This window comes from Amycolatopsis deserti (assembly GCF_014653945.1).
GTDB classification, from domain to species: Bacteria; Actinomycetota; Actinomycetes; order Mycobacteriales; family Pseudonocardiaceae; genus Amycolatopsis_E; species Amycolatopsis_E deserti.
Map to the genome: position 1 here is coordinate 532,601 of NZ_BNAU01000006.1, position 20,908 is coordinate 553,508.

Consider the following 20,908-nt stretch of genomic DNA (forward strand, 5'->3'; position numbering starts at 1 on the left):
GGCCGGAGTGGCTGACGCCCGAACCACTCCAGTCACGGGCCGCCACCGGAGCGGCTGGACGTCCGCTCACTCCAGCAGCGTCTCCAGCGCCCGCCGCGCGACGGAACCGTCGTCGAGGGTCTTCATCGCCAGGAAGTCGGCCAGTTCCGGCGCCGGGCGGTCCAGGTAGCGCCCGGCGCGGTGCGCGGCGTCCACCGCGTCCTCGGCGAGCCCGTGCTCGACCAGCAGCGACACCGCCTCCGGCCACTTCGGCGAGCCGATCAGCTCACGAATGGTCCGCACGCGCGGCTGCGACAGGCACGGGTCGTCGACCGTCCAGCTGTGCGTCCCGTGCCGGACCTCGGTCACCGGGCCACCGGGCACGTGCACGTCGGCCCGCACGCCGGGCGGAACGACGACGTCCAGCGTCAGCTTCCCGTCCGCCCGCCGCCAGGCCACCGAAGCCTCACCAAAGGGCGTCTCGTGGCGGGCCGAGGCGTGGGTGAGCGCGGCGTCGGGCACCGGGCGCACCACCATCGACCGGTACCCGGGCGCGGACGGCGCCAGCCCGGCGACCGTGCGGTGCATCCAGTCCGCCACCGCACCCAGCGCGTAGTGGTTGAACGAGGTCATCTCGCCCGGGTTGATCGACCCGTCCGGCAGCATGCTGTCCCAGCGCTCCCAGATCGTCGTCGCACCCATCGTCACCGGGTACAGCCACGACGGGCAGCCCCGCTCCAGCAGCAACCGGTACGCCAGCTCCGGGTACCCGGCCGTGGTCAGCGCGTCCGTGATCAACGGTGTGCCGACGAACCCGGTCGCGATGCGGAACCCGTTGGTGCGCACGAGATCAGCCAGTCGTCGACCCGCGACCGCCCGCTGCTCCTCCGTCGGCAGCAGCGCCCACTCGATCGCCTGCGCGTACACGGTCGGCGCGTCCGAAAGCACCCGCCCGGACCCGGTGACGTACTCCCGGGCGAACGCCGCACGGGTCTGCTCGGACAGTGTCCGGTATTTCGAACCGTCCTGGCCCAGCACCTCCGCCGCCGCGGCCACGATCTCCGCCGACCGCACGAGATACGCCGTCGCGACCACGTCGGAGTCGGCCTTCGCGGCGAACGGGTCGTCCGGCGGCGCGGAGGGGTCGAGCCAGTCACCGAACTGGAACCCGCCCGCCCACACGCCGTCGGTGGTCAGGGACGCGATCTTGTCGACCCAACCGCGCATGCTGTCGAACTGCCGCGCCAGCACCTCGGCGTCACCGAACCGCTGGTAGAGCACCCACGGCACGATCACCGCCGCGTCGCCCCAGGCCGTCGCGGTCGGGCTGTCGCCGGGCAGCACGTCCGGGATCACGAACGGCACTGAGCCGTCCGGACGCTGGTCGGCAGCGAGGTCGGCCAGCCACGAGCGCAGGAACCCGGCGCAGTCGTAGAGGAAGGACGCGGTCGGCGAGAAGACCTGGATGTCACCGGTCCAGCCCAGCCGCTCGTCGCGCTGCGGGCAGTCGGTCGGCACGTCGAGGAAGTTGCCGCGCATGCCCCACACGACGTTCTCGTGGAACTTCTCCAGGTCCGGGTCCGAGCAGCTGAACCAGCCGGTGCGCCGCAGATCGCTGTGCACCACCACGGCTTCCAGGTCCTCGGCGCGCAGATCGTCCACACCGGACACTTCGGCGTACCGGAACCCGTGGAAGGTCAGGCTCGGCTCCAGCACGGTCTCGGAGCCGCCGGGCAGGACGTAGGTGTCGGTCGCCTTCGCCGACCGCAGCGGCCGCACGCCCAGCTCGCCGTCCTCCAGTACCTCCGCGTGCCGCACGGTGACCTCGCGGGCGTCGCGCACCCGCAGCCGCACCCAGCCGACGACGTTCTGCCCGAAGTCGACCAGCGTCTTCCCGGACGGCGAGGACCACACCCGCACGGCGGGCACCACCTCGGTCACCCGCACCGGCGGACCCTCGGGCGCGACGAGCCGGTCCAGGTCGGCGTCCACCACCTCGACCTCGTCCACTTCGGACTCGGTCAGCGTCAGGTCCGTGTGCTGCCCGTCGTACAGGTCGTCGGAGGTGATCCGGCTCTCCGTCGCCGACCACTGCTCGTCGGTGGCGATGACCTCGGTGGTGCCGTCGGCGTAGGTCACTTCCAGCTGCGCCAGCAGCGCGAGCCGGTCGCCGTAGAGCGCGCGGCGGCCGGACCAGGTGAGCCGTCCGCGGAACCAGCCGTTGCCGAGCAGGAACTCCAGGTCGTTGGTCCCCTCGCGAAGCAGCGAGGTGACGTCGTGCGTCTGGTACCGCAACCGGTGTTCGTAGCTGGTCCAGCCGGGCGCGAGCACCTCGTCACCGACGCGCGAGCCGTTGATCGACGCGGTGTAGACGCCGTGCGCCGTCGCGTACAACCGGGCCGAGGCGATCCCCGGCCGCAGCTCCACGCTGCGGGTGAGGATCGGCGCGCGCTGCCCGATGCGGCCGATCGTGCGCGGGCTGATGAACCGCGCCGACCAGTCCTCCGGCCGCAGCAAACCGGTCTCGACGGTCGCCGGCTCCGACCACTCCTCCCCGACGCGGACCCGCACGGTCGCCCGGGTCCGCGACGGCAGCGGTTCGAACGGCCACGGCACCAGCACCTGGTCGGCCGATTCGACGCGCACCGTCGTCGACCCGTTCAGCTCGACCTCGTACGCGGTCTGCGCCCAATCGGGGTCATCCGTGCGCACCTGCCAGGACAGGCGGGGCGTGCCGGTGCCGATGCCCAGCGGGACGTCGTGGTGCTCGAAGCGGACGGCGGTGACGGTCAACGATCGCTCTCCTTCTCGTGCTGTACCAGCCGCACCGGCCCGAACAGGCCCGTGCGGACCTGCCCGGCGGCCACGGCCATCGTGGGCGACGCGTCGTCGAGGTACCCGGCGAGCGTCCCGCGGACGACGATTTCCAGTTCGTTGACGCCATCCCGGACCGCGTCCGAAATCTCGGATCGCCACGGTCCCCAGACCAGGCGGTCGACGAGCCGGCCGTTCACCACCACGTCGGCCGTGCCGCGCACCTCGCCGAGGTCGAGCACGACACGACCGGGCAGCGCCTCGAACGTGGTCCGGTACCGGACCAGGCCGCCCAGCGCACGCAGCCCGAGGTCCTCCCAGCTGCGCAGCTCGACCGGCGCTTCGGCGGTCTCGACTTCCAGCCCCGCGTCCAGCAGCGCACCACCCCGGCGACCGTCGACGGCGCGGAACCGCAGCTCAATCGGGGTGCCGGCGCTCAGCGGCGCGGGGAAGCGCACCCGCTGGTCGACCGGCTTGTACTCGGCCTCGCCGACCCGGACGACCACGTCGAGATCGGTCGGGACGCGCAGCGCCACCGCGCCGAGCGGGGCCGGGAAGCTCAGCGTCTCGGTGCGTTCCCCGCCCGGCGCGACGTCGGGGATCACCGGCACGACGACGTCGCCGGGCGCGGCGGCGGGTTCGAGCCAGTGCGCGCTGGGCAGCGGGTGCGGCCGTGCCCACTGGCACAGGAACCTCGGATCGCGCCGGTGCAGGCGGCGCACCTCGCCCCAGTCCGGGCCGCTGACCAGCCGCGGATCGCGCGCGTCCACGGCGACCGGGCCGGTGGTGATCAGCGTGAGCGTGTTCTCCCCGAGGCGGAGGTGTTCGCGCAGGTCGTAGGGGTGGATGCGGATCTCGCGGAACCCGGGGTAGGGGTTGAAATCGCCCTGCCTGCCCACCTCGGCGCCGTTGACGAGCACCCGGCAGGCCTCCTCGCTCGCCACCTGCACCGTCGCGTCACTGGGCATCTCGTCGAGGTGGAAGCTCCGGTGGATCTCCCCGCCCGCCAGCCACTCCGGCCTGCGGTACGCGCCGGGATCGGTGACCACGGCGAACGACGCCCGCAGCGGCCCGTCCTGGTCCGCGGTGAACTCGATCTCCACCCGTACTGTCCGGCCGGCCGGAAGCGGGCTGTACGACTGGTACCCCGGCCCGTCGACCGGCACCTCGGCGCCGTCCACGAACACCCGCCGCGCCGCGCTCGCCCCGACGGCGAGGAACAAGCCGTCGCGTTCGGGCAGGGGCAGATAGGTTCGTATCCCGACCGTCTGCCCGGCGCGCACGTGCCGCCAGTCGAGGAACTCCTCGGGCACGTAACCCTTGGGCCCCAGCGCTTCGGCGTGCCCGGGGTCGTTGCGGATGCCGCGGGACAACGACCAGACCGCGGGCCGCCACCCATGCGCGTCCCGGACTTGCGCGAATGCGCCGTACCCGGCTAGCTCGTCACCCAGCCGCCAGACCTCGATCGGCAGCACCCCGGTGCGGGCGGGCGCCGCCAGGTCGCCGTGCCGGTTGTCCAGAGTGGACTCCGCCTGGGCGCGCCAGCCGTCGAGGACCACCGAGCGCACCACAGGGCCCGGCGGCGTGTGCGTGGCCTCGGGCAGGTCCTCGCCGAACACGAGCAGCGTGATCGGCCCGTCGCTGAAGGCGACCTCGACCGAGCCGTTCACGACTGGGACATTCGTGCGCTCCGCGGTGCGCGGGTTCCACTGCTGCGCCCGTCCGGTCACGCCGCTGACCCGCGCCACCCGATCGGCAGGCGGCACGAATTCGTACCCGTTCTCGCGCAGCTGCCGCCAGTACTCGTCCCACGGAAAACCCGTGTCCGTCCAGCCTTCGCGGTCGAGGTCGACGATCGGCGCCCGGGTACCGCTGTGCTCGTCATGCGCGGTGAGCAGCAGGAAGTGCCGGTCGCCGTGCCGCCGCAGCAGGAACGGCACGTCGGACCGGATCCGGGATTTCGGAAGGGCCGCCGGAACGTCCTCGGGTTCGGCGACCGTGATCGCGCCCTCGACCGCGCCGCCGCCCACGCAGACGACCGTCCCGCCGGCCGCGGCGAACTCCGCGAGCCGGGCGGCCGCGGCCGGGAGCAGCAGTTCGACCTCCGGCAGCACCACCGCGCGGTAGGTCTCCGCGCCGATCCGCAGGCCGTCGGCGGTCACCTCCCCGGAGGCGATCGTGACCTCGTCGAACGTGTCGTGGTCGATCCCGGCGCGCTCCAGCACCCCGCGTTCCTCGGCGAACCAGGTGCCCACGCCGTTGAGGGCGTGGAACGTGGCCGCCGCGCGCTCCGCGGGCGGCAGCGGCCCGTCGAGCGTCAGGTACGCCTGGGCGGTGCTGGTCGGCGACAGCAGCACGACGTCGCAGCAATGCGTGCCCGCCGTCAGCACCGAGCACAACCGGCTCACCGCGCCGGCGAACTGCGAGTACGCCGGCCAGTACGGCTGCCGCCAGCAGGTCGACGGCGGCGCCCACTCCCACCAGCCGCCCGCCGTCGAGTAGTACACCGCGTGCGGGTCGTAGAGCGTGGCGCCGCGGCGCAGGAACGGCGCGAGCCAGTCGTAGGTCTCCTCGAGCGTGCCGCCCCAGCCCGACGAGTGGAACGCCTCGATCCAGGTGCGCGGATGCCCGTGCGCGTGGGCGAGCGAGCTGTGCACCTTCGCGTCGCCCCAGTGGTCGCTGCCCGGCGCGCCGAAGCCGGAGTGCGTGCCCAGGTAGTCGCCGTAGATCCGGACACCGCCCACCGGATCGCCCTCGCGGGCCGGGCTCGCCTGGTCGAAGCCGCAGATCAGGCCGCGGTGGCTGAGCCACTGAGCCAGTGGGTCGAAGAACGCGCGGCGGGCCAGCCGGGCACGGTGTTCCTGGTAGTCCCGGCGGATCCCGGCCGATTCGGCGTCGGCGCCCTCGTACAACGCGGACAGCCGCGGCACCAGGTCGTAGCCGTACTCGGCGGCGAACGTCTCCGCGAAGTCGTGCCCCCAGGTCGGCAAAGGTGGCAGCTCGTCCTGGAAGAAGCCCGGGATCACCGTGCCGAACCAGCGTCCGACGTGCCGCTCCAGCTCGCCGTGCACCTGGTCGAGCAGCGCCGCGCAGGCGTCCGGGTTGAAGTAGTCGAAGCCGCTGACGCGGTGGCTGATCGTGCCGTCGGCGTCCCGGTGCAGGGCGAGTCCGGCGAACTCCGGGCGGGCCGCGGTGAGGCGGCCCTGGAAGTTCGCCCCGGAGAACCCGATCTGGTCGTACATCCACAGCTGGAACCCCAGCTCGGCGGCGTCCGCGCAGGCGCCGTCCAGCAGCTCGATCCACTTCGGACTGAGGAACGGCGGATCGTCGGCCAGCGACCCGAACATCGGGCCGGTGGGCGCCAGGCACATCACCACCGCCTGCCGGACGCCCTGCGACACCAGCTGTTCCATCTGCCACCGGATCCGGTCCCCGGTGACCCGGCCGCCGCTCCACCACCAGATCGGCAGTGGGGAGAACTCGGGGCCGGGATCGGTGAACCGGGTCAGCAGCTCGTCGGAACTCATGCGGTGGTGCGCTCCGCCTCGATCTGCTCCAGCGACTTGCCCGAGGTGTTCGGCATGAAGAAGAACCCGACGCCGCCGCTGATCACCAGGAACAGCGTGAGCAGACCGCCGGCGAGCGTGAACCCGCCGCTGGCCAGCGTCGGCAGGAAGAAGCTCCACACACCCAGCGCCGTCCGGGCGACGCCGAAGGTGAAGCCCTGCGCGGTGCCGCGCAGCATCGTCGGGAACAGCTCCTGGCTCCACACCTTGTAGAACGCCTCGCCGGCGAGCGAGCAGCCGACGCCGAACAGCACGATGTTCGCGATGATCACCGGGATGTTGAACGGCAGCACCACGTAGATGCCGTAGGCCACGATTTGCATGACCGCGCCGATGCCCCACATCCACTTGCGCGTGCTGTGGCTGCGGTCGGCGAAGCGCATGAACACCAGCGTGGTGACCAGGATGCCGATCACGAACCCGGCGCAGGACAGCGCGACGCTGGCCGCCTGGCTGCCCGCGTTGAGGGTCTTGATGACGTACGGCGTGAAGATGCCGCCGGTGCCCGCCGCGATGTTCCAGAACACGTAGACGAGCCCGGTGAACAGCAGCGCCTTGAGGTGGGCGCCCTGGAAAAGCGCTTTCAGCTGGTACTTGACCTCCTTCGTGGAGGAGGCCGAGGTCCAGCGCGCGGACTCGGACAGACCGCGGCGCATCGCCCAGGTGATCAACGCGATGACGAACAGGTGCAGGAACACGATCCGCGTCCCCAGCAGGTCCAGCGGGGTGAGCGCGAGCGACAGCAGCAGCACGATCACCGGGCCGAGGTTCCACGCGACCTGGGTGAACCCGAGCAGCTTGCCGCGCGCCTTCGACGGGGAGAACTCGCCGACCAGCGCCAGCGACGTCGGCACGTCGGCACCCACCGCGACACCGACGACGAACGTGCCGATGAACAGCATCGGCGTGTTGACCGCGAGCGCGATGCACAGGATGCCTGCCGCGTAGACCAGCAGGTCGTACTTGTAGATCCGCTTCCGGCCCAGCTTGTCGCCCAGCCGGCCGCCGATGAACGCGCCGATCGCGCAGCCGATGGCGTTCGGGCCGATCGCGGCGAGCGCGCCCACCGCGCCCTCGGACAATCCGAGGTAGCTCTGGAACAGGGCCAGACCGGCGCCGAGCGCGACGATCGAGCCGGCATCCAGGTAGGAGGCCATGCCCGCGAGCACGGACCACCGCCACTGCTGGCGGCTGATCGTGCCGCCGTCTTCCACGGCGCTCGCGCCGACCGCTTCGCGTGAGGTCATGTGGTTCTCCTCGTCTTCCTTGACGCGGGTCACATTTTGAAACGTATTAAGGGGGCAGGTTAGCGTTTGAGTGGGGGAATAACAAGCTTCCGTTCGGCCCATTGAACGTTTCATGCGTGCTAGGCTCGTGGCCTTGGCAGATCGAGGGGACGCATGGTTGGCATCAAGGATGTGGCCCGGCGCGCCGGGGTCTCCATCGGCACGGTGTCCAATGTGGTCAACCGTCCGCACATCGTTTCCCCGGCCACCCGCTCACGCGTGCTGTCCGTCATCGAGGAGCTGGGCTACGTCCGCGACGAGTCCGCGCGGCAGCTGCGGGCCGGCCGCAGCCGCATCATGGCGCTGCTCGTCCTCGACCTGGCGAACCCGTTCTTCGTCGACGTCGCCCGCGGAGCCGAGCAGGCCGCGCACGACGAGGGGCTGAGCGTGATCACCTGCAACAGCGGGCAGCGCGTCGACCGCGAGGAGTCGTACCTGTCGCTGCTGGCCGAGCAGCGGGTGCGGGGGCTGTTGCTGAGCCCGGTCGACACGTCCGGGGCGGCGCTGGAGACGTTCCGCCGCAGCGGGATCCCGTACGTGTTCGTGGACCGGAAGGTGCCCGCGGACGAGGCGAGTTCGGTGTCCGTGGACGACCTCGCGGGCGGTGAGCTGGCCGGGCGGCACCTGCTGGAGACCGGGCACCGGCACATCGCGTTCGTCAACGGGCCGCGGATACTCACGCAGTGCCGCGACCGGGAACAGGGGCTGCGGACGGCGCTGGAGGGGTCCGGGGCGCAGCTGTCGGTGATCGAGACCGCGGAGCTGGACGTGGTGTCCGGGCGGGACGCCGGCGCGCGGCTGCTGGGCATGAGCCCGCGGCCGACGGCGGTGTTCTGCGCCAACGACCTGCTCGCGCTGGGCGTGCTGCAGGCGATGGTCGGCGCGGGCGTGCGGGTGCCGGACGAGATGGCGATCGTGGGCTACGACGACATCGAGTTCGCCGGGGCGGCCGCGGTGCCGCTGACGTCGGTGCGCCAGCCCGCGCGGCGGCTGGGCCAGACGGCGGCGGAGCTGTTGATCGCGGAGACGGCGGACCCGGAGAACCGGCCGGCGCACCGGTCGGTGGTGTTCAAGCCGGAGCTGGTGGTGCGCGCCTCGACGCAGTCACGGCGCTGAGGTTCCGGCCGTTGCCGGGGGTCTCGGCGGACCCGCCGCCAGTCGGTGGGTGCTGAGGGGCTTGGCTGCGTGGGCGCGGTGCCGGCTGTGCCCGGTGTAGGCCACGGGCAGTGCCGAGGTGATTCCCCCGCAGGGCCGGGCGCGCGCGGGGCCCGCTTGGCGGGCGGGATTCTGGCGCCGTGGGCTGGCTGGTGACCGGGTGGGGTGGTGTTCGTGCGTGGTGGCGGCTCGGGCGCGTCGGGGTGCTGGCGGGTGCGCCAGGCAGGCCCGCTTCGCGCGCGATGTCCTGGCGCGGTGGGGGTTGCATTCCGCGCCGGAGGCGGCGCGGCGGTAGCTCGGCGGCGTGGCGTCAGTGTTTGGCCACGTAACGGCGCCAGAGGCGGCGCGGCTCCGGCTCGCGCGGGGCGGGGACCAGCAGGTGCGTCAGGCACTCCTCGCAGGTCCTGCCCGGCGGGGCGGTCATCGCGGCGGGGAGGAACCGGGCGCCGCACACCGCTTCCAGCTCCAGGCCGGGTGCCATGGCCGTGTCCGGAACCGCGTGCTCGGCCGTGCCGTCCGCGCTGGTCACCCAGACCGGATGGTCGTCCGGGGTCGCTTCCATCGCTTCTCCCCTCCGCCACTGCTCCGTCCGGGCCTACCCGCCGGCCGCCGGCTCAAGCCGGATTCACCTGCCCGGGGGTCCGAACTCCAGGTTCAGGCAGGCCAGCCGCCCACCCGCCGTCCCGGCGTGACCCGGGTCCGTGTGCGTGTGCGTCTCGTGGATGACCACCGACCCCGGCAGCCGGTCGCCGTAGGTCCAGTCCACGTGCGAGACGGCGAAGCCGCTGCCGTTCGCGGTCGTGGTGAAGTCGAGCCAGATCTCGTTGCTCGGGTTGGCGTACGCCGGGTCGGCCGAGGGCTGCACCGGGTCGGGAACGTGCTGGTAGTGCGGCCCCGAATCGCTCGGCGACGCCCCGCACGGCTTGGTGTGCACGTGGGCCCCGTACTCGCGGCCGGGCAGCAGACCGCGCACGGAAAGCGCGGTCAGCGTCCCCGTCGCCGACGCCGTGAACGCCCGCGCGGTCGCCCCCTCTGGCACGAGGGCGGTGTTGTAGCGCACGACGGAGGTGCCGACGCCCACGTGGACGGCGGGTGCGGCGGCGGCTTCGGCGGGCCACAGGGCCGGCAGCGCGGCCGCGGCGAGGGCCAGGGGGACGATTCGCATGATGTTCCATTTATCGGTCATTCTGTGACCGGGCAAATCCTCCCATAGGCTGATCTCCGTGAGCGGCCCTGACGAAGAGACCCCGAACCAGCGCCTCGCGCGGAACGTGAACGAGCTTCTCGGCGAGCTGCGGGTGGCCCAGGCCGGGGTGCAGATCCTGTTCGGCTTCCTGCTCACGGTGGTGTTCACGGCCCAGTTCCGCGAGGCCAGCGGGTTCGAGAAGGCCGTGCACCTGGCGGCGGTGCTGCTCGCGGTGGTCTCCACGGCGCTGCTGTCCTCGCCAGCGGCGTGGCACCGGATCCTGTTCCGCGCGGGCCGCCGCGACGACATCCTGCGGGCGGGCAACCGCGCCGTCCTGGCCGGCCTGGTCTGCCTGGCGGCCGCGATCACCGCGACGGTGTCGCTGATCGCGAAGGTGGTGTACGGCCCGATCGCGATGGCGGTGGTCGGCGGGCTGGTCGGGATCACGTTCGCGGGGCTGTGGTTCGTGGTCCCGAACTTCCTGTCGAACCACGCGAAGCGGGACACCCGCCCGTCACCGGTGCCGCCGAGGGACTCCGCCGCTGCCGAGTAACGGTCAGGGCAGCCGGTGCAGCCAGGCGCGCCAGATCAGCGCCGTCGGCACCACGGAAGTGAACACGGTTCCGATCACGAACAGGATCAGCACCTGCGACTGGGCCGCGGCCACCAGCAGGAACAGGCCGATCACCGGTGAGCAGAGGATCCCGAGGACCGACAGCAGGATGCCGGAGACGCGCATCGGCCGGAGTTCGGCCAGTCGCTGCGCCAGACGCGGGTTCTCGGCGGCCAGTTGCCGCTCGATCTCCGAGAGCCGTCGCTGTTCTTCACCGTGGAGTGCCATCGCCCGCACCGCCTCTACTGACCAGTATCGCTCGCCGAGGGCTCGTTGTCACGATGTGATCTGCGCTGTGCTTTGGCTGTCGTCAGATGCGCGCTCACGGTGAGTAGGTAATATTACCTCCCGTTAACCCGATCGCAGGAACCAAAGGGCGAGGGGAGAGCGTCCGATCCTGCGAGAACGAACCGTGTGGGAGTGCACGCGCGGGCGAGGGAGAAGGTGCTGTGATGAGCAAGACCGACGAGCGCGTCATCGGTGACACGCCGATCTTCGAGGCGCTGCGCGAGGAGTTCGACTTCGACCGCCTGCTCGAGGACCTGGTCGAGGAGCCGAAGCAGGCCGACTGAGACGTTACGGTGGTGGCCGTGAGCGGTGATCCCGGCGCGGCCACCACTGTCCGCCGATCGCAGGCGCCCGTCATCGCGGCGGTCGCGGCCGGCGGCGGTTTCGGTGCGCTGGCCAGGTACGAGCTGACCGCCGCCTGGCCCGCGGCGCCGGGCCACTTCCCGTGGGCGACGTTCGTCATCAACGTCGCCGGCTGTTTCCTGATCGGTGTCCTGATGGTGCTGGTCACCGAGGTCCGCGTGACCCACCGCCTGGTCCGGCCCTTCCTCGGGGTCGGCGTGCTGGGCGGGTTCACCACGTTCTCGACCTACGCGGTCGAAGTCCACGGGCTGCTGAAGCCCGGCTCGGTGGGTGTTGCGTTCGCCTACCTCGGCGGGACGCTCCTGGCGGCCATGCTCGCCGTCGTCAGCGGCGTCGCCCTGACCCGACGACTGGCGCGCCGGTGACGGCCGTGCTCGTCGTCGCCGGCGCGATGGTCGGGGCGCCCCTGCGCTACCTCGCCGACCGCGCGGTGCGGTCGCGGTACTACGGAGCGTTCCCATGGGGAACCTTGCTGGTCAACGTGGCCGGGTGCCTGGTCCTCGGCGGCCTCACCGGCGCCGGAACCGCGCTGCCCGCCCCGCTAGTCACGCTGCTGGGCACCGGTTTCTGCGGCGCGCTGACCACCTACAGCACGTTCAGCTTCGAGACGCTGCGGCTGGTCGAGGAGAAGGCGTATGCCTACGCGGTGGTGAACGTCGTCGTCAGCGTGGCCGCCGGGCTCGGTGGCGCGTACGGCGGATATGCGGTGGCGCAAGCGTTGACGGCGTGAAGAGAGGCGACACGTGGACCCCTCCTATCCAGCAGGCGGCGCCGGCGGACCAGCTGTCGAGGACGGGCTGCCCACCGTGACGGAGTACCGCGCGCTGCGGGCCGCGGTGGGCTGGCCATCCCCGGACGACGACGTGTGCCGCGCCGCGCTGGACGGCTCCGTCCACGGCGTGCTGGCGCGCGGCGAGTCCGGGCCGGTGGGCATGGCGCGGCTGGTCGGTGACGGCGCGATGTACCTGCTGATCGTCGACGTGGTGGTCCATCCCGATCACCGGGGCGCCGGGCTGGGCCGGCGGATGGTCGAACGACTGGTGCAGGTCGCGGGTGCACGACGTGTGCAACTCGTCGCGGCGGCCGAGGTCGTGCCGTTCTACCAGCGGCTGGGATTCACCTGTGAGCCCAGCCGCCTGATGGCGTACCGCACTCTGGGATGACCTGGGCGAACGGTTCACGGAGTCTTAACGTGGTCCGTGGTTCATCCCCATGGCCCGTTTTGGAGTGCTCTGTGTCCGCTGTCACCGACCGGCCGCCGGCCGGCAACTTCCTGCTGCGCTCGCCCACCTCGTGCGCCGCGCCGATACCGGAGCCCGAGGAGCCGGTCCGCAAGGTCCCGCTCGCCATCTCGGCCGCCGGGTCGGTCGCGCTGAGCTGGTACGTCTGGGCCACCTACGGCGGCAAGTTCGGCGCCCTGCTGGTCATCGGGCTGTTCCTCGGCCTCGCGCTGTACCACTCGCGCTTCGGGTTCACCTCGGCCTGGCGGCAGCTCATCGCGGTCGGCAACGGCGAGGGCCTGCGCGCCCACGCCCTGCTGCTCGGCACCGCCGCGACGCTGATCGCGCTGCTCATCGGCACCGGCACCGGCCTGTTCGGCACCACGCCGAAGGCCACGGCCGGCCCGATCGGGCTCGCGTTGTTCGTCGGGGCCGCGCTGTTCGCGATCGGCATGCAACTCGGCGGCGCGTGCGCGTCCGGCACGTTGTTCGCCGTCGGGTCGGGACAGTCGTCGATCGTGCTGACGCTCGGCGGGTTCATCGCCGGGTCCGTGTTCTACACCTGGGCGTTCCCGATCTTCAACGGCTGGCCGCAGGTGTCCGGCGTGCTGCTCGCCGACCACGTCGGCTGGTTCGGCTCGTGGGCCATCACCATCGCGGTGCTCGGGCTGGTCGTCGTCGCGACCCGGATCGTGCAGGCGCGCCGCAACCCGCCGCCGGTGGGTGTGCCGCCGACCGCGAAGGGCTTCGCGCGCGTCTTCCGCGGCTCGTGGCCGCTGCTGGTCGGCGCGGTCGTGCTGGCCGTGCTCGCCGCCGCGGTCGTGCTCGTCTCCGGCGGCACCTGGGGCGTGACGTTCGCGTTCGCCCTGTGGGGCGCGAAGTTCCTGCAGCTGATCGGCCTGCACCCGGAAACCTGGGAGTTCTGGCAGACCACCAGCAACGCCAAGTCGCTGGCCAGTCCGATCTGGACGGACAAGACCAGCCTCACCGACATCGGCATCATCCTCGGCGCGGCGGTCGCGGCCGCGGCGGCGGGAACCTGGAAGATCCACTCGGAAATCCCGTGGCGCACGGCGATCGCGTCCGTCCTCGGTGGAATCCTGATGGGCATCGGCGCCCGGCTGGCCGGTGGCTGCAACATCGGCGCCTACCTGGCCGGCATCTCCACCGGCAGCCTGCACGGCTGGCTGTGGGGCGTCTTCGCGCTGGGCGGCACGTGGATCGGCCTGAAGCTGCGGCCGCTGTTCGGGCTCGCGAACCCGAAGCCGGCGGACTCGATCTGCTGAGTTCCCAAGCCCTGGAATGGCAGGACAACCACCCGGTTGTCCTGCCATTCTCTTTGCGGGGAAGGAAAATCCCCGACGACAGAAAGGTGGGAACATGAAGAAGACCGTGATCCGGGGCCTCGTCGCGAGCGCCCTCGCCGGGGCGGCCGTGCTCGGCGCCGCGGCACCCGCGCTGGCCGCGCCGGGCGAGGTGGCCGTCGTGGACGAGCCGGACACGACCAACCTCAACAACGCCTACACCTTCGCGCCGCTGGGCGTGCCGGTGATCGGGCTGGTCCGGTCCCTCAACGCGGCGCCGGGCAAGCTCCTGCCGAGCTTCGGCTGAGGTTGAGCACGAAAGAGCCCCGCGCCACCCACCTGGCGCGGGGCTCTTTTCTGGGGTTGGTGGAAGGCCGGGGCGGCTGTGCCGGTCCGGGGCGCCGCCGGGCGTTCGCCGGAACGGCAAGGAGGCTAGTGCCGCCCACGGGCGCGGGGGATCTTGTTGGGGAACCGGCGGAACGCTGAGCCGGAGCACCAAAGTAATCCCGAGGTGGGCGCCGCCCACTGGCGCCGGGACTTTGGGGAACGCCTGAACGCTGAGCCAGAAACAGAACCCCGCACCACCAACCTCGCGCGCGCGGATCTATTTCTGGCTCTAGAAAACAACAAAGGGAGCGCCACCCGGCGTGCTCCTGCACACGCCGAGAGGGCCCCGCACCACCCACCTGGTGCGGGGCCCTCTCGGGTGTTCAGCCCGCCAGTTCGGTCAGCAGGCCGTAGACCGGCGCCAGCACCGTCGTCGGCAGGCCGATCGTCGGGTCGAGCAGGGGGCCCGCGTCCGCGCCCGGCACGACCCAGATCGGCACCTCGTCGGCGCTCGCGACGCCGCCGCCCAGCCCCAGCGCCGCGGCCGCGATCACGCCGCCGGCCAGCACCCTCGCCACACTCCTGCGCACTTGCACTCTCCTTTCTGCTCCGCCCGTCTCAACCGAGCGGAAAACTGATCGGCACGACCGTCCCCTGTGGAATGAAGAACCCGGGACCCTCGCCGGGGGAGTCCATGCCCGGCGCGTGCTGCTGTCCCGGCGCCATCGGCATCGCGTTGACCTGAGCCGACGCGAACAGCTGCACCCGCCGCGCCTCCGGCTGCTCGGGGCCGAGCCACTGCCGGAACCCGGTCACGGTCGCCGCCTCGCCGGGGAACGCGTTGTCCAGCGCGACGGCGTAGCTCACCGCGGCCTGCTCCCGCGGGTCGAACCGCAGCGGCACCGTCGAGCTGGCGACCGTGTTCACCAGCGGCCCCGTCAGCAGCCACGGCGCGACGTACAGCCCGTACGGGTACGCCGGCCGCTCCCGCTGCGCCGCGGCCGCACCGTCCAGCGCCGCGGCCGCCTGCGCCCAGCCCGCCACCACCAGCAGCGCGGCACCATCCGGACGCACGGCGACCCCATCAGCCGCGGCCGCGTCCCGCACGACCCGAGCCGCTTCCGTGGCACGCGGCGACGCGTCGTCCACGACCGTGATCGACTGGGTCTTCCGCGCGGCCAGGAAACCCACGAGCTTGCGGAGCGCGTCAGCGTCCGCTTCGGACAGTGCGTCCGCGGGGCAGCTGGTCAGCACGTCCTTCCGCCCGGCGACCAGACCGCCCAGCGCGGTGGTCGCACACTCGGGCCCGTCCGACCCGGATGCCGTCTGCAGGGCGGTCAAGGATCCCGTGTCCACCTCGACCGTCCGGTCGCCCACCACCAGCTCACTGCGTCCCGCGGGCAGCTCGACCTCGGCCCAGAAGCCCGCCGCGCCGGGGCGCGCGACCGCCTGGACGGCCGGCCCGTCGCCGACCCGGACCGAACCCGCGGTGGGCAGGTGCACCAGGTTCACCCCCGGCCGCTGCGGGCTGACCAGCACCGGCGTGCCACCCGCGTCGGCGAGCAGCGGCACGCCCGGCACCGGCAGCTCGGCCGGCGCCGGCAGGGCCACGAACGCGCTCCACGCCACGAACGCGGCAGCGACACCGACGACCGCGACCCGCCGCCACAACACGGCCGCCACGACCGGCAGCACGAACGCGGCCAGCAGCGCGATCCCGAACAACGTGTCGTAGAGCCGCCGGTCGAACGCCACCCCGGACAGGACCAGCTGCACCGCGCCGGCCAGCGCCAGCACGCCGCCGAGCGTCCACGACAACGGCCCGAGCCGCGGCGTCTCCGCGCGCGCCAGTGCCAGTGACGCCAGTCCGAACCAGACCGCCGTCGCCGCGACGTACACCGTGTCGATCGCGAACTCCACCCCGGACCGGCCGAGCGCGGTTTCCAGGACCAGCAGCACCAGCAGCGCGGTGGCCACCCAGCGGCCGACCGGCGGCCGCCGCGCGGTGAGCACCGGCACGGCCAGTACCAGCAACGCGTGCACGACGGCCCCGACGACGTTGACGTCGAAGGCCACCGCCGACACCACCGCCAGCACCGCGGAGAGCCCGCCCAACGCGGCGGTGATCTGCCACAGCCGGCGCGGCAGCGTGTCCACCTGCGGCCGCAGCAGCCCGACCCCCGCGACGAACGCCGTGGCGGGCAACAACACCAGCCGCACGATCAGCGCGGCCAGATCCAGCCCGGCCGAGCCGGTGACCGGGTGGGACCCGTGGTCCATGAGGTACCTCTTCCAGCAAGAACTAGTTTTCGGGCGGCCTGCGTGGCGGTGTGCGCGGCGGAACCCCGGCCTCCCGCCGACGGGCCTGGCCACCACCCCTGACGGACGCGTGCCGTGCGTGGCCGGGTCCGCCCGGCCACGCACGGCCACCTGCTTACTTCACGTCCGCGTCAGCGACGACGAACAGTTCCGAGTGGGGCTTGGCGTTGCCGAAATCGCCGTGCGGCCACGACTTCCGGTTGAAGTTGATGCCCACCTGGCCGGTGAACTCGTCACGGAATTCCTGGTCCACCGACGCCTTGCCGCCCGGCGTCAGGTTCACGATGTTGACCTTGTGGTCACCGTCCAAACCAGACCGGGCCACGAAGTAGTTCGACACCGCGAGGCGGTCCGGTGAGGTGATCTCGTGGTAGAAACCGTCCTCGCCCAGCTCGAAGTTGTCGTAGGCGCCCCAGTGCGGGCCGGCACCCGGCGTGCCCGGGTTGATCGGCGCCGCGCCGGCGAGCGTGGGCAGCACCCCGTTGTCCGCGCCGCTGCGCGCCTGCTCCTTCGTCTGGATGCCCGGGCCCGCCCAGTCGGGACCCTGCGCGAGCAGGTTCTCGATGTTCAGGATGTAGACGCCACCGGTGGTGCCGGGGTCGTCCGGTCCGAGCGTGCCCTTCTGCCGGCCCTGGATGGCGCGGTAGAGGAACCGGTCGTCCGGGCTGGTCTGGATCCAGCCACCGTTGGAGCTGGCGCCGATGCTGTCGTTGTTGCCCAGCGCCCGGTTCGCCGCGCCGTCGTCCCACACCTGGTACCAGTGGGGCTCGGCCTTGGTGATGTCCGGCGTGTAGAACACCGCGCCGCCCTGCATGGTCTGGGCGAACGCGCCCTTGTGACCCGGCAGGTTCGTCACCGTGGTCTCCATGACCGCCCGGCTCTCGGCGTAGAGCGGGTCGTAGTCGCCGGCGCGCGGGCCGTCCGGCAGGTACGACACGGCCTTGAGCTTCGGGTTGTTGCGGTCGGAGATGTCCCAGGTCCGGACGGTCGGCCGGCGCAGGTACGGCGACGGCTGCTTGATCGGGTCGAGGATGATGTTCCGCGGCTCCGCGTAGTCGCTGGTGACCAGCGTGTTCAGGTCCTCGCGGGCCTGGATGCCGTGCGGGTTGGCGCAGGTCGGCTGGCCCAGCGTCGGCAGGTTCTCGCACAGCTTCGCGTTGTCGCCCTGCGGGGTGGCCGCCGAGGTCTGCGACAGCACCTGCGCGTTCTCGTCGAAGCGCACGACCTCACCGGGGCTGCCGGCGAAGCCGTTGCTGATCACGGTCTGGCCGTTGGCGTAGGTGTACGGGCCGGGCGCGACCGGGCCACCCATGTAGGTGCCGTAGGCCGTGCCGTCCTTGAGGACCCAGTACGCGTCCGGCACCGACCCGCCGAGCGTCTGCGTCGGCAGGCTGACGCCCTTGAGCTTGAGCTGCGGCAACGCGCTCACGTCGAACGCGTACGTCGCCGCGGCGAACAGCGCGCCGGCGTAGATCGTGTCGCCCTTGTGCCACACGTACTGCATGTGGTGCGGCTCGTTCTCGACCAGCGGGCCGACGGTGGCGGTGTTGACGACCTTGCCGTACGTCGGCGAGCCCTTGGTGGCGTCGATGACCGCGAGGAAGTCCGGGCCGGGCAGGGCGTTCTTCGCCTTGTTGAGCCCGCCGCTGATGGTGCCGGGCAGGTTCTTGACGTCCTTGACGGCCGTGTCGGCGATGTTTTCGTCACCGGCCCAGACGAGCAGCCATTCCTTGCGCTGCCCGCCTTCGCTGCGGATCTTCGCGAGATCGCCGCCGACCAGGTGGTTCTCCACCCAGTACTGCTTGCCGTCGGCCGCGGTCTTCGCGTCGGTGACGACCTGCACGTCCGCGTAGGCACTGCTCGTGCCGGTGTAGGTCACGGCGCCGGCGGCCAGTGCGACGGCCGCCGTGCCGGTCAACAGTTTTCGCCATCCTGGCGATTTCAGGCGCATGCCTTCTCCATGTTCGTTCCCGTGAAAACGCGTGCCCGGAATTGGGCACAGTTCTCCCCCGGAATGTGGAACGGGGAAGTTTTCGGGTCAGTGCGTGGGACTGATCAACATGGAGCGGAATGTTTCCGTTTGCCCCAGACAGCGTCAAACCAGTGTCAAAGGTTGGGAATCACCCACAGAAAAAGTTCCCCGTGTCACCCTGTCGAGTGATGTCGGGGTGTGTCCACTACGGACAGTGGGCTCGATCAGGCGGGCTGGAGGGTGTCCGCCTCTTCGGTCGGCGGCGGCGTGATCGGGTCGTCCGACGGGCGGCGGCCGTGCTGGGTGATCAGGACGACCGTGGCGCCAGCCTCGGCGCCGGCCGTGCCGATGGGCGCCTGCGCGACGACCACGCCGTCCTCCGGCGCTGGCATGCCCTCGGGCCCGGCGGGGATCAGCCCGGCGCGGCGCACGATCGCGCACGCGTCGTCCGCGCCAAGGCCCACGACGTCGGGCACTTCGACTACCGGCCGGTGTCGCCGCATGCGACCAGTCTAGGCGCAGATCGACGACGTTCGCCGGAGCCGGGAACCGGGTACACCGGACACGTCGACCACGACCGAGGAGGACGTCATGGTGCATCCCGTGCCTCCCGGTCCCGAGCCCATCCCGCCCGGGCCGGGTCCCGAACCGGTGCCGCCGCCACCGCCCGAACCGCCGGTGCCGCCGACTCCACCGGAGCCGCCGATGCCGCCGCCGGACCCACCGCTGTCGATGTCCGTGACCGCGCGCCGGTGACCGGCTGACGACGAGTGGTGCGTGCTCGCGCACGTTGGCCTCCGTCGCGGCGTCACCGAGATGCGAGCGCTGCGCCCGCCGTCACGGCCGGAGCGCGCCGATCCGCAGGCACACGCCCGTCGTCAGGCTCAGGATGCCGACGAACAGCAGGAACACGTGGGCGGCGACCGCGCCCAGCCCGATCAGGATCCCGCCGAACACCATCAGGGTGACGCACAGGAGCCGGCGGGACAGGCCCGGATGCCGGAACCGGCCTTCGCGCAGTGCTCTGGTCAGCTCGGGGTCGCTGAGCTCGAACCACTGCTCGATCGCCCTGAGCTGCTGCTGCTCGTTCCGGCTCAACATGCTGCCGCCCCTGGGTCGCCGTTGACTGGTCTGCTCCAGTGGATACCCGGATCAGCGCAGGTCAATCGGGGTTCCCTCAGGCCGGTGAGGTGGCGAGCACGGGTTCGACGACCTGCCTGCGCGCCCGCTGCAGGGCGAGCGTCGCCACGCCGGTGGCCGCCAGGGTGACCACACCGGCGACCAGCAGCGCCTCGCTCGCGCCGAACCGCTCGCACATCCAGCCGAGCAGCGGGGCACCGGTGGCGCCCGCGGCCGCGGCTACCGCGCCGTCGATCGAGAGCACGCGGCCACGCATGTCCTCGGCCGAGTCGAGCTGCAGCCGGGTGCTCTTGGCGGTGTCGATGAGGACCGCGCCGGCCGCGATCGGCAGGATCACGGCGCCGAACCCGAGCATCCCGGGCAGGAAACCGCTGACACTCTGCAGGAAGCTCGTCACCGCGGCGGCGCCGAGCAGGAGCGGGAGCGTGAGTTCCCGCACGCGGGCCGCGATGACACCGCCGATCACCGTGCCCACGGCGAACACCGACGACAGCAGACCGTAGCCGGCGGCGCCCGAGTTCAGCGGTCCCTGCGCCATGGCGGCCATGGTGACCTGGTAGTTGCGGCCGAGGCCGGACAGCACGAAACCGAGGGTGAACAGGACGATCAGCACGTGGCTGCGGCGCACGTAGGCCAGGCCCGCGCGCACCCCGGCGCGTTCGGCCCTTGCGACGGCGAGCGGGTGCAGCTCCGCCGTGCGGATGACGAGGACCGTGACGATGACGGCGACAAAACTGGCCGCGTTGAGCGCGAACAGGAGCGCGTCGCCGACCGCGGCGGCGAGCACGCCGGCCAGACTCATGCCTAGGACGCGTCCGGCGGAGTTGACGATCGAGCCGAGCGCGAGGGCGTTGCCCAAGTCGTGGCGGGGAACGACCTGCCCGGCGAACCGGCCCAGCGCGGGGGATTCGAACGCGCCGACCAGGCCGGCGACAGCGGTGAGCCCGTAGATGCCGGCCAGCGGCATGTCCTGCCACACCATGACGGCCAGCAGCAACGCGATCACCAGGTGGGTGGTCTGGCCGGCGAGGATGATGCGCCGGGGCGGGAACCGGTCGGCGATCGCGCCCGCCCAGGGCCCGACGAGGAGCGCCGGGAGGGTCGAGAGCAGGACCGACAGGCCGACCGAGGTGGCCGAGCCGGTGCGGGCCATCACGACCCAGTTGAGGCCGAGTACCTGCATCCACGTACCGGTCACCGAGACGAAGTCGGCGGTCGCCCACAGGCGGTAGTTGTGGTTTCCGAGCGCGCGGATCATCGGCGGCAGTTCTCGCCGCAAGGTCTTTCCTTCCGAAGTGCCGGGGTGGTCCCGAACGGGTCCCGGCGGTGGGACGTGCGTCAGCCCCGGGCAGGTCGGTGCCCGGGCCGGATTTCCT

The 20,908-nt window shown here is 71.8% G+C and carries 19 protein-coding genes; 7 read left to right on the plus strand and 12 right to left on the minus strand.

From position 1 onward, the window contains the following. Window positions 1–66: 66 nt before the first annotated feature. Genes IE290_RS26520 through IE290_RS26530 form a run of 3 tightly spaced genes read right to left on the minus strand, consistent with a single transcriptional unit; the run spans window position 67 to window position 7,606 of the window. Entirely contained in the window at window positions 67–2,772 is a 2,706-nt protein-coding gene (locus tag IE290_RS26520) for a glycoside hydrolase family 78 protein (protein ID WP_191247376.1), read from the minus strand. Next, window positions 2,769–6,320 carry a hypothetical protein gene (locus tag IE290_RS26525; protein ID WP_191247377.1) on the minus strand — a complete coding sequence of 1,184 codons (3,552 nt, stop codon included), beginning with the start codon at window positions 6,318–6,320 and terminating at the stop codon, window positions 2,769–2,771. The genes IE290_RS26520 and IE290_RS26525 overlap by 4 nt, the downstream gene beginning before the upstream one ends. After that, window positions 6,317–7,606, minus strand: a complete 1,290-nt coding sequence (locus tag IE290_RS26530) for an MFS transporter (RefSeq protein ID WP_191247378.1) — start codon at window positions 7,604–7,606, stop codon at window positions 6,317–6,319. The genes IE290_RS26525 and IE290_RS26530 overlap by 4 nt, the downstream gene beginning before the upstream one ends. 153 nt (window positions 7,607–7,759) lie before the next feature. Between IE290_RS26530 and IE290_RS26535 the strand changes: the two genes are divergently transcribed. Beyond that, window positions 7,760–8,761, plus strand: coding sequence for a LacI family DNA-binding transcriptional regulator (locus IE290_RS26535; RefSeq protein WP_191247379.1), 1,002 nt, complete (start codon window positions 7,760–7,762; stop codon window positions 8,759–8,761). Between the two features lie 349 nt (window positions 8,762–9,110). On the opposite strand, the gene IE290_RS26540 is transcribed toward IE290_RS26535, so the two are convergent. Beyond that, on the minus strand, window positions 9,111–9,362 hold the full coding sequence (locus tag IE290_RS26540) for a hypothetical protein (protein ID WP_020418324.1): 252 nt from the start codon (window positions 9,360–9,362) through the stop codon (window positions 9,111–9,113). A gap of 63 nt (window positions 9,363–9,425) precedes the next feature. Next, the gene (locus IE290_RS26545; protein WP_191247380.1) at window positions 9,426–9,965 is read right to left on the minus strand and encodes a superoxide dismutase family protein; all 540 of its coding nucleotides are present in this window, start codon (window positions 9,963–9,965) and stop codon (window positions 9,426–9,428) included. 58 nt (window positions 9,966–10,023) lie between these two features. Here IE290_RS26545 and IE290_RS26550 point away from each other — a divergent pair, with 58 nt between their 5' ends. After that, on the plus strand, window positions 10,024–10,539 hold the full coding sequence (locus IE290_RS26550) for a DUF6328 family protein (RefSeq protein ID WP_191247381.1): 516 nt from the start codon (window positions 10,024–10,026) through the stop codon (window positions 10,537–10,539). Window positions 10,540–10,542: 3 nt separating this feature from the next. On the opposite strand, the gene IE290_RS26555 is transcribed toward IE290_RS26550, so the two are convergent. Beyond that, on the minus strand, window positions 10,543–10,827 hold the full coding sequence (locus tag IE290_RS26555) for a DUF3040 domain-containing protein (protein ID WP_229874715.1): 285 nt from the start codon (window positions 10,825–10,827) through the stop codon (window positions 10,543–10,545). 362 nt (window positions 10,828–11,189) lie between these two features. On the opposite strand from IE290_RS26555, the gene crcB (IE290_RS26560) reads away from it, so the two are divergent. The 5 genes from crcB (IE290_RS26560) (at window position 11,190) to IE290_RS26580 (ending at window position 14,081) form a co-directional block, all read left to right on the plus strand. Next, the gene (gene crcB, locus IE290_RS26560) at window positions 11,190–11,615 is read left to right on the plus strand and encodes a fluoride efflux transporter CrcB (protein WP_229874716.1); all 426 of its coding nucleotides are present in this window, start codon (window positions 11,190–11,192) and stop codon (window positions 11,613–11,615) included. Next, entirely contained in the window at window positions 11,612–11,980 is a 369-nt protein-coding gene (gene crcB / locus IE290_RS26565) for a fluoride efflux transporter CrcB (protein ID WP_191247383.1), read from the plus strand. The genes crcB (IE290_RS26560) and crcB (IE290_RS26565) overlap by 4 nt, the downstream gene beginning before the upstream one ends. 13 nt (window positions 11,981–11,993) lie before the next feature. Next, entirely contained in the window at window positions 11,994–12,413 is a 420-nt protein-coding gene (locus IE290_RS26570; protein ID WP_229874717.1) for a GNAT family N-acetyltransferase, read from the plus strand. Between the two features lie 71 nt (window positions 12,414–12,484). Beyond that, complete coding sequence (locus IE290_RS26575) at window positions 12,485–13,756, plus strand: YeeE/YedE family protein (RefSeq protein ID WP_191247384.1); 1,272 nt, start codon at window positions 12,485–12,487, stop codon at window positions 13,754–13,756. A 94-nt stretch (window positions 13,757–13,850) separates the two neighbouring features. Further along, window positions 13,851–14,081, plus strand: coding sequence for a hypothetical protein (locus IE290_RS26580; RefSeq protein ID WP_191247385.1), 231 nt, complete (start codon window positions 13,851–13,853; stop codon window positions 14,079–14,081). 403 nt (window positions 14,082–14,484) lie between these two features. On the opposite strand, the gene IE290_RS26585 is transcribed toward IE290_RS26580, so the two are convergent. The 6 genes from IE290_RS26585 to IE290_RS26610 form a co-directional block, all read right to left on the minus strand. Then, entirely contained in the window at window positions 14,485–14,691 is a 207-nt protein-coding gene (locus tag IE290_RS26585; RefSeq protein ID WP_229874718.1) for a hypothetical protein, read from the minus strand. A gap of 28 nt (window positions 14,692–14,719) precedes the next feature. Next, window positions 14,720–16,381: a hypothetical protein gene (locus IE290_RS26590; protein WP_191247386.1), complete on the minus strand. Its 1,662-nt coding sequence runs from the start codon at window positions 16,379–16,381 to the stop codon at window positions 14,720–14,722. Between the two features lie 154 nt (window positions 16,382–16,535). Next, on the minus strand, window positions 16,536–18,371 hold the full coding sequence (locus tag IE290_RS26595) for a hypothetical protein (RefSeq protein ID WP_191247387.1): 1,836 nt from the start codon (window positions 18,369–18,371) through the stop codon (window positions 16,536–16,538). Window positions 18,372–18,616: 245 nt separating this feature from the next. Next, a complete protein-coding gene (locus tag IE290_RS26600; RefSeq protein ID WP_229874719.1) occupies window positions 18,617–18,895 on the minus strand; it encodes a PASTA domain-containing protein in 279 nt (92 codons plus the stop codon). Window positions 18,896–19,229: 334 nt separating this feature from the next. Then, window positions 19,230–19,493, minus strand: a complete 264-nt coding sequence (locus IE290_RS26605) for a DUF3040 domain-containing protein (protein WP_191247388.1) — start codon at window positions 19,491–19,493, stop codon at window positions 19,230–19,232. Window positions 19,494–19,569: 76 nt separating this feature from the next. After that, window positions 19,570–20,790 carry an MFS transporter gene (locus IE290_RS26610; protein WP_191247461.1) on the minus strand — a complete coding sequence of 407 codons (1,221 nt, stop codon included), beginning with the start codon at window positions 20,788–20,790 and terminating at the stop codon, window positions 19,570–19,572. Window positions 20,791–20,908: the final 118 nt, after the last annotated feature.